The following is a 9558-nucleotide window of genomic DNA, read 5'->3' on the forward strand; positions in this document are numbered from 1 at the left end:
CCGACATGAACACCTCCAAGCCCCTGGACGGCCGCCGCGCCGTCGTGACAGGCGCCGGCAGCGGCATCGGCGAGGCCATCGCCCTGGCCTATGCGCAGGCCGGCGCGCAGCTGTTGCTGGCCGACATCGATGCCGCCCGCGCCGACAGCGTGGCCCGGCGCTGCCGCGCTCTGGGCGCGCAGGCCGAGACCGTCATCGGCGACGTGGGCGACGAGTCCACGGCCCACCGCATCGTCGACCGCTGCGTGCAGGCCTTTGGCGGCATCGACATCCTGGTGAACAACGCCGGCATGCTCACCCAGTCGCGCTGCGCCGACATGTCCACCGCGATGTGGGACGAGATGCTGCGCGTGGACCTGCGCAGCGTCTTCCTGTGCGCGCGGCGCGCGGTGCCGCACATGCAGTCGCAGCGCTGGGGCCGCATCATCAACATCGCCTCGCAGCTGGGCATCAAGGGCGGCGTGGAACTGAGCCACTATGCGGCGGCCAAGGCCGGCGTGATCGGCTTCACCAAGTCGCTGGCGCTGGAAGTGGCACCCGACAATGTCCTGGTCAACGCCATTGCCCCCGGCCCCATCGCCACGCCGCTGGTCGATGGCATCAGCGCGGACTGGAAGCGCGCCAAGGAGGCCAGCCTGCCGCTGGGCCGCTTCGGCCGCGCCGACGAGGTGGCGCCCACGGCGGTGCTGCTGGCCTCCGATCCCGGTGGCAATCTGTATGTGGGGCAGACGCTGGGGCCCAACTCCGGCGATGTCATGCCGTGAAAAGAAGCACCCCCTGAGTCGCTTCGCGCCTTCCCCCTCTCTTCGGAGGGGGGCGTACGGGCAGCCGGCGACACCCTCGGTGCGGGGCGGCGCGGCCGGCATAGGCCCTTCCTCGGTGTCTCTGCTCTTTGGCTGCGCCAGTTTCGCAGGCGGCTCCATTCGCAACCGAAAGGGTTTCTGTCATGTGTGGAATGTGCGGTTTGCTGCAGGCCTCCGGCCACTGGAGCCAGGCGCCGGCCGGATCGGCCGGGCGCCGCCAGCGGCTGATTCAGATTGCGCGCGCCAACCGGCTGCTGGCGCTGTGGCGGCTGCGGCTCAGCGACTTCCATGGCCAGTCCTATGTGCTGGCCGGCCCCACGGGGGCCAGCGTGCTGATTGCCGATTTCGGCGCGCTGTGGCCCGCCGCCGAACAGATGCTGGGCCGAGCCCTGGATCCGCTGGCCATGCCGTGGCAGCCGGCGCAGGCACAAGGGCAGGCACAAGATCGGGCACAAGGGCGGGCACCAGCGCAGGAACACAGGGAGCAGGTGCCATGAGCGGCCTGACGGACCACCACGGCGAGCGGCTGCCCGTAGGCGTGCTCACGGGCTTTCTGGGCAGCGGCAAGACCACGCTGCTCAGGCAGTGGCTGCAGGACTCGCCCGCGGGCGAGACTGCGGTGCTCATCAACGAATTCGGGGCCGTGGGGCTGGACCATCTGCTGGTGGGCCGCGTAGACGCCGACACGGTGCTGCTGGACAACGGCTGCGTCTGCTGCGCCATACGCGGCGAACTCAAGGACGCTTTGTGGCGCCTGCACCAGCGCCGCCTGCGCGGCGAGCTGCCGCCTTTTCAAAGGGTGCTGATGGAGACCACGGGGCTGGCCGCGCCCGGCCCCGTGATCGCCACCCTGATCGGCGATGCGCAGCTGCGCCAGATCTTCAGGCCGGCCTTCATCTCCACCGTGGTCGATGCACTGCATGCCCCGTGGCAACAGTCCCGGCGCCCCGAATGGCTGGCCCAGGTCGCGGCGGCCGACCGGCTGTACCTGAGCAAGACCGACCTGGCCACGCCACAGCAGGCCCAGGCACAGCGCGCGCAACTGGCGCAGATCAATCCCCTGGCCAGCATCGTCACCTGCGGCCCTGGCGCAGCGGTACCGCCTGCCTGGCAAATGCAGGAATCCCATGCCCTGCAAACCGATTGGCTGGCACGCGCCATTGCCGGCACGCCGCGCGGCCGCACGGGCCAGCGCCAGGGCCAGGGCCAGGGTCTGCACGCAGGCGCCCAGGCGTTCTGCCTGGAACTTGACAGCCCGGTGGACTGGTGCGTGCTCACCCTGTGGCTGACCATGCTGCTGCACCGCCATGGCGACCGGCTGCTGCGTCTGAAGGGACTGGTGGCCGTGGCCGCGGATGGCTGGCCGCAGGGGCAGCCCACGGCGCTGCACGGCATGGGCCATCTCATGCACGCCCCCGAGCACTTGCCCGAGTGGCCGGGCGAGGACAGGCGCTCTCGCCTGGTCTTCATCACGGCCGGGCTCGATGAGCAGCAGGTCAGGGCCTCCTGGCAATCGTTCCAATCGTTCTACCGCCTCCACTCGCAGGACAATGGCAGCCAGACCCCGGCAAGCCCCTCACCCCACACTGCGTGAACCTCCACGGCAAGGACCGCAACATGCGCAAGAACGATCCCGAACTGCGTGTCCTCGGCACCTCGGTGACGCTGACCGAAGCCCTGCGCCAGCGTGCGCAGCAGGACCTGGGCATACGCATCCATTTCGAGGTGCTGGACGGCTTCGACGCCCAGCGCCAGGCCGTGATGCGCCAGGACAGCTTCGACCTGTACGACCAGTGGTTCCACAGCGTGGATTTCCTGTGGCCCACCGGCACCCTGCAGCCCATCGACACGGCGCGCCTGACCTGTTGGGACGAGGTCAACGCCCTGCCCCGCACCGGCCGCATCACGCCACAGGCGGCCTTTGGCGCGGGCTGCAATCCTGTCACGCGCCTGTATGTGCAGGCCGATGGCAGCGTCAGCGATGTGCCCAGCGCGCATATCTCCATGCTGCCGCTCACGCACAACGTCGACAGCTTTGTCTACCTGCCCGCCGCCCTGCCCGCGCTGTTCGACCAGGCCGAGGAAAGCTGGTCCTGGCTGGTCTCCCCCGCCTGCCGAGGGCGTGCTGCGCTGCAGGCCGATGCCGCCATCGGCGCGCTGGACGCGGCCCTTGCCCTGCAGGCCAGCGGCGACATGCGTTTCGGCGACATCAGCAACCTGGGGCTGGAGGAAATCGACCGGATGATGGCCGTGCTGCTGCAGCGGCAGGAGTCCGAGCAGTTCAGGGGCTTCTGGGGCAACTACGCCGATGCGGCACGGCTGATGATCGATGCAGGCGTTGCCATCCAGAGCCACTGGTCGCCGGCCATGGGCCACTACCGCGCGGCGGGACTGGACTACCGCCTGGCCTGTCCGCGCGAAGGCTACCGCGCCTGGTACGGCGGTCTGGGCATCTCCAGCCAGGCCAGGGGCGACACGCTGGACGCCGCCTACCGCTACCTGAACTGGTGGCAATCCGGCTGGCCCGGTGCCGCGATGGCGCGGCAGGGCTACTACATCTCCAACCCGCTGCGCACGCGCGAGCACCTGAGCGCCAGCGAATGGGACTACTGGTACGCCGGCCTGCCCGCCGCCGAAGACCTGCAGGGCACCGACGGCCAGCTCGTGGTCCCGCGCGGCAGCGTGCGCGACGGCGGCTCCTACGAGCAGCGCCTGGGCCGCATCGCCGTCTGGAACACCGTCATGGACGAGCACAACTACCTGGTGCGCCAGTGGGCCACGCTGCTGCGCCGTGCGCGCGCCGTATAGTCCTGCCCGATGACGGCCCCCGCTGGCGGCGGCACACGCACACGCACACGCACACGCAGATGAAGCAGGAATGAGAAGAGCCATACAAGCATCCACGCAGACTGCGCGGGACGAAGAGACCGGCGAGAGCGGCGAATCTGGCGATTCCGAGCGCCGGCTGCGCTATGAACTGATACGCCAGCGCCTGCGCCAGGCCATCGTCGAGCAGCGGGTGGCGCCCGGCCTGGTGCTGCTGGAGGGGCCCGTGGCCAAGGTCTTCGGCACCAGCCGCATTCCCGTGCGCAAGGCCTTCGAGCTGCTGCATGCCGAAGGGCTGCTGAGCACCTTCGACGGACGCGGCTACCTGGTCGCCCGGCCCGGGCAGGCCGTGCAGCCCCAGCGCCTGACACTGGACGCGCAGGCCCTGGGCCTGGAGGCGGGCCAGGCCACGATCCACATTCCATCGGAGAGCGAGCGCATCCACGACGAGCTGGAGCAGTCCATCTCCATCGCCATGATCTTCGGGCGCTTTCAGATCGATGAGAGCGCCGCCATGGACCACTTCAACGTCAACCGCGTGGCCCTGCGCGAGGTGCTGAGCCGGCTGGTAGATAGAGGGCTGGTGGAGAAAAGCACCTACGCCGCCTGGCGGGTGGCCGCGCTGACGGCACGCGCGGTGAATCAGGACTTCGAGCTGCTCGCCTTGCTGGCGCCCGCAGCGCTGCGCGAAAGCGGGCCGCGCCTGGACAGAGACATGCTCGCCAGCCTGCGCCACGGCCTGCAAGGCGCGACGGCGCCGGGTGTTCCGGACACGCAGGAAACATTGCGCCCGGAACAGCGCCTGGAACAGCGCGTGGAGCAGCACCTGCATGGCGACTTCCTGGCCCGGCATCCCAACGACAAGCTGGTGGGCATGCTGCAGCAGTGCCAGATGCCCTGGCTGATCCACAGCACCTTCTGCCGCATGTTTCCGCAATCGCCCAACCCGCCGCTGACCGAGAACTGCCGGCAGATCGTCGATGCCTTGTGGGAGGGGGAGTACGAGCGGGCCGCACAGGCGCTGCAGGACTATCTGGCCCAGGCGCGCAAGCGCGCCCAGCTTCAGCTCAAGGTGCTGGCCGTGCTGCCTGAGACGCAGCTGCCCGCCTACCTGGTGCGGCAGACCTGATCTTGTGATTGCTGCAGTCGGCTGCCGCAGGCCGGCGCGGCTGGTTGCATGTGGAACCGCTGGTTTGCCTGCCGTTCACCGGGCGTTTACGCAAGCACGGCATATTGGGCGCCCAAAGGACCGCACCGATGAACGCCTTGCGCATCAGCACCACCGTCTTCACCGAAGCCAGATTCTGGAGCCTGGTGGTTTTCTCGGTCGTTCTTCCCTGCGCCATCTACGCGGCCCTGCTGGCCAAGCGCAGCATCTCGCGCACCACGGTACTGCTGTTCGGGCTGGCCCTGGTGGCCATGGCGGGGGTGGATGTCTACCTGCTGCAAAGCCTGGCATCGGCGGCCCGGCAGACGCCGTCGCTGTCGGACAACGCCATCTTCGTCTCGGAGCTGTCCACGGCGCTGTACCTGCTGCCGGCCATGATTGGCGGGATCGGCGTGAACATGACCTCGCATGTGCTGATACAGCATCTGTTCGATGCGGAGCGCCGGTTCGACAGCAACCGCAAGAACGAGACCACCTGAGCCGGCCGGGCCCCGCCTGACGCTATCGGGCGCTATCGGACGCTATCGGGAGCAACCGGACTCGGCCCGGTTCAGCCCATCACGTCTTCGGAAAAGAGCTGCCAGCGCCCGCCCGTCTTGCGCCAGTACTGGCGCAGCGGCAGGCCTTCGGCGAAGGCCTTGCTGCTGGCGCGCAGGTTGACCACGCGGATCTCCCCCTTGGCATCTTTCCAGGAATAGATGGACATGTCCTGCAGCGTCACGCCGGGGCGGTTCAGGTAGGCGGCCAGCCGTTCCTGCGATGCGCGCGAGGCGGGCGACTGCAGCAGGTCCGGCGCGTAGAGCGCGGCCAGCTTGCGCGGGTCGGCCCCGTCCCAGGCACTCTTCCATTCCTCGACGACACGCACAAAGGCATCTGCCGCCTTCTGCTGGGCCTGGGCCTTGGGGGCCACCCACTGCAGCTTCTCGCGGATCAGCACCGGCGTCTGCCGGTCCACGGTCTGCATGAGCAAGGTGAGGTCGGGGTTGGCCAGCACCAGGCAGCCATCGCTGGCCTCGGGCGCGCGCGAGAACTGGTCGGGCGGCGAGCCATGCAGCCAGATGCCGCTGCCCGAGCGGCCCACGGCCTTGTCCCAGTCGTTGGGAAAGTTGACCGTGAGCGCACCCTTGCCATAGAACTCCGGCAGCCGGGGTCCGGGGATGTGGCGGCCCACGAAGTAGATGCCCAGCGGCGTGCGCTGGTCGCCTTCCTGCCATTTGTCCGTGCCCAGCTTGCCCACGGAGACATAGAAATCCCCCACCAGCCGCAGCCCGCCCGCCTCATGGGCGAACAGGTACAGCCGTGACTTGCTGGCGTCGATGGCAATCGCATGCCGCACCGACGCGCCCAGCATCAGGAACTCGCCGGGAACGGAGCCCGCGGGCGGCGCGCCGCTGTCGGCCTGCAGGCGGCGCTTGAGTTCGTTTTGCAGATCCTGCAGCTGGGCCTGCGTGGGACTGGCCGGGCCTTCCAGCCGCGCGACACTGCCCACGGACAGGTTGTGCCGCACCAGCACGCCCTGGCCCGGATGGCCGGGAGCGGAGGAGGCGGCGACGGGCGTGCCCGCCAGCACCTCGCCGGCACGGCCGGTCTTGAAGCGCAGCAGGTCGGCATACACCAGCTGGGCTGCGCGGAAATTGGGAACCTCGGCGGTGAGATCGCCGGCGGCCTTCAGCGCGCCGTCCAGATCCCGCTGCTCCACCTGGCGGATGATGGCCAGCAGGCGCGCCTCCGCCTGGCTTTGCTGTACGGGGGCGGCGGCCTTGGCATGGGTGGCTGCCACGGCAGCGGCACCGCCCGCCGTGGCCACCGCAGCGGCGGCCAGGGCGGGCTTGCCCGATGCCGCGCGCAGCCTGGCTGCGCCCGCCTTGCCGGAGGCAGGCTTGGAGGAGACAGGCTTGGCAGCTGCCGTTTTGGATGCCTTGGCCTTGGCCTGCCTGGCATGGGCTGCCGGGCTGAAGGACACCGCGGACAGCGCGACCAGCAGCACGGCCACCCCGGCGGCCCGCGCATGCAGGCGCAGCAGGCCGGTGGGTGGCAGTGCCAGGGGACGCGCTTTTTCAGGCATCAGGAGCCGGTTCCTTCATGGGTGATGCGCCATTGTCCCTTTTCGCGCTGCATGCGCAGGGTCTTGCGGGTAGTGGTCTTGAGCGCGCCCGATGCGTAGTACTGGCGGAACTGGGCCGTGGCCTTGTCGCCATCCACGGTCACCTTCAGGTCGCGCACATTGACGACGATGGCGGTGCGGCCAACGATGCGCTGGCGGCGCTGTTCCTTCCACTTGGCCAGGCTGCTGCCATCGGCCGGGGAGAAGTGGTCGCTGTAGGCGTCCAGGTAGCGGTCCATGTCCTGGCCGGCCCATGCGGTGGACCAGGCCTTGACGGCGGCTTCCACTTCCTGCGCGGCAGCCGATTGTGCGGCCTTCTTCTCATCGACGGCAGGCGCTGCCTTGGCAGGCTCGGCGGCGGCCACGGCGGTGGCGGCGGCTGCGGTGGCCGGAGCAGCGGCCTTGGCCGCTGCCTGCCGGGCTTCCTCGGCCGCGCGGGCCTTGTCCTGTGCGGACTGAGCTGCCTTTTCCTGCGCCAGCTTGGCCTCTGCCGCCTTGGCTTCCGCCGCCTTGGCCTGGGCCAGCTTGGCTTCTGCAGCCTTGGCCTCGGCAGCCTTGGCTTCCGCCGCCTTGGCCTGGGCGGCCTTGGCATCGGCGGCCTTCACTTCAGCGGCCTTGAATTCGGCAGCCTTGGCCTCTGCGGCCTTGGCTTCGGCGGCGCGGGTCTCGGCCAGCTTGGCGTCGGCTTCGCGGGCCTGGGCTGCCTTGGCATCGGCCACCTTGGTCGAGGCGGCCGTCGCTGTGGCCGTGGCCTGGGCCGTCTTGACCTGGGCGCCGCCCTGCTTGGGGAAGATCTGCGTGATCAGGGCCAGCTTGGGCTGGATGGCCTGGCGCGATCCGTCCAGCTGCAAGGCCTTGGCATAGGCATCGCTGGCCATGCGCGCATACAGGTCGCCCAGGTTCTCATGCGCCGTGGCGTAGCTGGGGTTGGTGCGAATGGCCTGCTCCAGCACTTCCGAGGCCTTGCGCTCCTGGCCCTCGGCAGCGTACAGCACGGCCAGGTTGTTGTAGGGCTCGGGCAGGCTGGGGTAATCACGGGTCAGCGCCGTGAAGATCTTGATGGCCTGGGCGTTCTGGCGCTGCTCCGCCGCGATCACGCCCTGCAGAAAGCGCATCTGCACATCGGCCGGGTTCTGCTTGAGGTAGGCCTCGGCCTGCTTGGCGGCCTGGGGCGCCTTGCCCTGCTCCAGCAGCCGGGAGACCTCGTCCACCGCCTCCTGCGACGCATGGGCAAACGCCCCGCACAAAGCGGCCCCCAGGCTGAAGGCGGCAATGGCCACAGGTCGGGCTATCCGCAAATAGGTACGACCCGGCACTCGCGACGGAACTCTGGACGAAATCAGCATATGGGCGCTCTCTACGCAATGAAAGTTGGAAGACGGGCCTGTTCGCTTTTGGGCTTCTTGCACACGCCGATATGCGCCTGCAGCCAAAAGCCAGCGATTTTATAGGCGAAAGCCACCTTGCCCCGCTGCATGGGTCCTTGAGACAAGGGCCATGAAACACGGCGCAAAGCCTGCTCCGAGGTAACGGAGCGGACCGGGCGGCGTTACGTAACGTGTGCCGTAACAGACCGTTGCTGAGACATTGTGATCAATAACAAAAACCATACAAATCAATATCTTAGGAAGATTCCTAGGCCATCCAGACCTGCCACCGGCACATGGCATGCATGTTGCACAAAAGGGCTCGACAGATTTCACGGCTTCCAAGCCACCGTCTGACCTTGTCGTTTCAACCCTTGTCTGGAGAGAGCAAATGACCGCCCAATCGATGCAGCCCACTGGCAACACCACCGTCAGCCCCGTGCAGTTTGCTGACCAGCAGCCCTCCACCGTTGTGCTTGCACAGCTGGGCACATCGAACACGCAGCCCGGCGCGGCTGCGGTGCTCATGCCCCGGGGCGCCGGCCCCGCCACGATGTCCCAGGTCAGCCCGGGCGTGCAGATCGTGCGCAACGGAGAAACCCTGATGGCCCAGCCCGGCAGCGCGCTGCAGGTGGGCGACAAGATCATCGTGCCCGCCGACGGCAGCGCCAAGGCGCTGTTCCAGGGCAAGGACGGCCAGACCCTGGTCGGCACCTTCGAGGGCGGCACGCAGGCCACGCTGACCCAGCGCGACGGCGACGGCGCCGGGGCCATGGTGCTGGACCTGGCCTCTGGCAACGTCCAGGTGGCACCCGCCAATGACGGCGACGCCCTGGGCCTGATCGTCACCAAGGAAAGCGCCGCGGCCGCAGCCGGTGGCTCCGTGCTCAGCGACTTCCTGCTGGCCGGCCTGATCGGCGCGGGCGGCGTAGGCCTGATCGCAGCAGCCAACAGCAGCGACGACGATCCGGCGCCCCCGCTCCCGACCGACCCCACCAACCCGACGAATCCGACGGATCCCACGAATCCGACAAACCCCACCAATCCGACGGACCCCACGAATCCGACCAATCCCACGAACCCGACAAATCCGACCAATCCTACGAATCCGACCAATCCCACGGATCCTACGAACCCGACCAACCCCACCAATCCAACAAACCCAACGAACCCGACCAATCCGACCAACCCCACGGATCCCACGAATCCGACCAATCCCACGAACCCGACAAATCCGACCAATCCTACGAATCCGACCAATCCCACGGATCCCACGAACCCAACCAACCC

8 protein-coding genes and 1 pseudogene are annotated in these 9558 nt (G+C 68.4%); 7 read left to right on the forward strand and 2 right to left on the reverse strand.

Annotation, left to right across the window (positions count from 1 at the left end):
- The first annotated feature begins 5 nt into the window (after window positions 1-5).
- The 6 genes from DA1_RS06090 (at window position 6) to DA1_RS06115 (ending at window position 5276) form a co-directional block, all read left to right on the forward strand.
- Window positions 6-764 carry an SDR family NAD(P)-dependent oxidoreductase gene (locus DA1_RS06090; RefSeq protein WP_034391076.1) on the forward strand — a complete coding sequence of 253 codons (759 nt, stop codon included), beginning with the start codon at window positions 6-8 and terminating at the stop codon, window positions 762-764.
- A gap of 191 nt (window positions 765-955) precedes the next feature.
- Window positions 956-1300, forward strand: coding sequence for a hypothetical protein (locus DA1_RS06095; RefSeq protein WP_230590729.1), 345 nt, complete (start codon window positions 956-958; stop codon window positions 1298-1300).
- Entirely contained in the window at window positions 1297-2397 is a 1101-nt protein-coding gene (locus tag DA1_RS06100) for a CobW family GTP-binding protein (RefSeq protein WP_034391071.1), read from the forward strand. The genes DA1_RS06095 and DA1_RS06100 overlap by 4 nt, the downstream gene beginning before the upstream one ends.
- Window positions 2398-2420: 23 nt before the next feature.
- The gene (locus DA1_RS06105) at window positions 2421-3611 is read left to right on the forward strand and encodes an ABC transporter substrate-binding protein (protein WP_034398271.1); all 1191 of its coding nucleotides are present in this window, start codon (window positions 2421-2423) and stop codon (window positions 3609-3611) included.
- A 70-nt stretch (window positions 3612-3681) separates the two neighbouring features.
- The gene (locus DA1_RS06110) at window positions 3682-4758 is read left to right on the forward strand and encodes a GntR family transcriptional regulator (RefSeq protein WP_034391068.1); all 1077 of its coding nucleotides are present in this window, start codon (window positions 3682-3684) and stop codon (window positions 4756-4758) included.
- A 128-nt stretch (window positions 4759-4886) separates the two neighbouring features.
- A complete protein-coding gene (locus DA1_RS06115) occupies window positions 4887-5276 on the forward strand; it encodes a hypothetical protein (protein WP_013803741.1) in 390 nt (129 codons plus the stop codon).
- A gap of 71 nt (window positions 5277-5347) precedes the next feature.
- Here the strand turns inward: DA1_RS06115 and DA1_RS06120 are convergent, their stop codons facing one another.
- Together DA1_RS06120 and DA1_RS06125 are read right to left on the reverse strand one after the other, a co-directional pair.
- Window positions 5348-6862, reverse strand: coding sequence for a L,D-transpeptidase family protein (locus tag DA1_RS06120; protein ID WP_034391066.1), 1515 nt, complete (start codon window positions 6860-6862; stop codon window positions 5348-5350).
- On the reverse strand, window positions 6862-8181 hold the full coding sequence (locus DA1_RS06125; RefSeq protein ID WP_230590728.1) for a L,D-transpeptidase Cds6 family protein: 1320 nt from the start codon (window positions 8179-8181) through the stop codon (window positions 6862-6864). Before DA1_RS06125 ends, DA1_RS06120 begins: the two co-directional genes overlap by 1 nt.
- A 478-nt stretch (window positions 8182-8659) precedes the next feature.
- Between DA1_RS06125 and DA1_RS06130 the strand changes: the two are divergent.
- Window positions 8660-9558 (forward strand): annotated as a pseudogene (locus tag DA1_RS06130) (hypothetical protein); the annotation flags it as partial.

Origin of the sequence: Delftia acidovorans NBRC 14950, from assembly GCF_001598795.1 — a bacterium.
Classification (GTDB): Bacteria; Pseudomonadota; Gammaproteobacteria; order Burkholderiales; family Burkholderiaceae_C; genus Comamonas; species Comamonas acidovorans.